We start from the raw sequence: 1720 nt of genomic DNA, 5'->3' as shown, positions 1-1720 counted from the left end.
GAGTCATTTCCCAGTAATTGCCGAAAAGTCCGAATTTATGGAACATGGTTCCGCCAAGGTTCTGTCCGATGTGGCAGGTCGTACATCCCTGATCCATAAAAGTGGCAAGCCCTTTCTGTTCGTCATCATTCAGTGCTTCTGTTTTTCCGCTCAGAAATTCATCAAATTTTGAAGGAGTCATCAGCGTACGTTCAAAAGCAGCGATGGCCTTACGGATGTTTTCAAAAGTGAAAGGGTCTTTCTGTCCCGGGTAGGCATCAGCAAAAAGTTTCTGGTATTTGCTATCCTTTTTGATTTTATCCACAACGGCTTTTTCATTGGGCATGGCCATTTCGACAGGATTAAGGATAGGTCCGCCAGCCTGTTCTTCCACGTCTTTGTTGCGGCCATCCCAGAACTGAACAAAATCAAGAGCGGCATTCAACACCGTGGGACTGTTGCGTGTACCGTTTTTCCCGTCATTTCCGGGAGATACAGGCAGATTGTCAACTCCGTAGGTGGAGAGGTTGTGGCACGAATTGCAGCTGATTTTATTGTCTTTTGAGAGGGCAACATCGAAATACAAAACTTTTCCCAGCAAAACTTTTGCATCAGTAATCTCATTATCAGGGTTTTCTGCTACCTTTGGCAAGGATTTGAAAAATCCCTGAGCTTTCAGCAATAGTTCCTGACTGGCTTTGAGTTTTGCTTCATCATCTTTCTTCTTTTTCGACTGGCACGAGGTAAAAATTATAAACATACCTGCCAGTAATAAGGGAACAAATACACTCTTTTTCATAATTTTTAATTTTAATTAGTTGTTATTGAATAAGTTATAAGTTCATTTCCTTCAGAAGCTCTGCCATGATGTCGGGTCGGTCGGTAATGATTCCATCTGCTCCTTTTTCAATTAAGTCTCTCATTTCTTCCTTGTCGTTGATGGTCCAGTAGTGAATGGCCATGTTGTGATGATGGCAAGAAGCAATGATCCTTCTGGTGCCGAGGTTCAGACCTGAACTTTTAAGCGGAAGCTGAACAGCAACGGCTTCCGGAACAAAGGTAAAACCTGTAAAGCTTTTGGCAGTAAGGGCAAATTTGGTTGCTTCACGCTCAGAGGTTGAAACCGGCACTTTCGATTGTGATATGTCGAGGAAATACCTGAGAATTTCGTCATGAAATGAAGCGACAATCACCTGATTTTGCATCTGGTATTTTGTAACAAGCTCAAAAACTTTTTCTGCTGCTGTTTTTCCCCATTCTCCTTCATCTTTGATTTCAATAATCATTTTCATCTGAGGGTATTTTTTGAAGAGCCCTTCCAGTGTGGCAATTTCAACGTGCTGATTTTCATAAGGTTTTTTGCCAGACAAATCTGTAAAATAATAGCCAAAGTTGAGGGATTGAAGATCACTCAGGCTGAGGTCTGCTATTTTCCCGGTCCCATTACTGGTATTATCAATTTCAGCATCGTGATGGGTAACAATCACAGAATCTTTTGTCAATCTCAGATCCATTTCCAGCACATCAGCTCCCATAGCTACTGAGCTGTCGAATGCCATCCAGGTGTTTTCAGGAAAAAGCAGTTTGGCACTGCCATGAGCAATCATCAAAGGCCTTGTTCCGGGAGCGATGATCCAGATATTCTGAGGCATTATTTGCTGTTCGGGAGAGCAGGAATGTAAGTTTAATAAAATAATAATCCCGCAAAATATCATTATTCTGTTCATCTTGGATGGCATTT

2 protein-coding genes are annotated in these 1720 nt (G+C 41.9%); both read right to left on the bottom strand.

Features of this window, described 5'->3' with window-relative positions:
• Nucleotides 1-778 (bottom strand): cytochrome-c peroxidase (locus GX437_08590; GenBank protein ID NLJ07712.1); only part of this gene is annotated, 778 nt, incomplete at its 3' end.
• Nucleotides 779-812: 34 nt separating this feature from the next.
• Nucleotides 813-1631 (bottom strand): glycerophosphodiester phosphodiesterase, encoded by an 819-nt coding sequence (locus tag GX437_08585; protein NLJ07711.1) that lies wholly within the window; start codon nucleotides 1629-1631, stop codon nucleotides 813-815.
• Nucleotides 1632-1720: the final 89 nt, after the last annotated feature.

The organism is Sphingobacteriales bacterium (assembly GCA_012517435.1).
GTDB lineage: Bacteria > Bacteroidota > Bacteroidia > CAILMK01 > JAAYUY01 > JAAYUY01.
The sequence above is the reverse complement of the archived record's forward strand: the minus strand, read 5'-3'. Positions and strand labels throughout refer to the sequence as shown.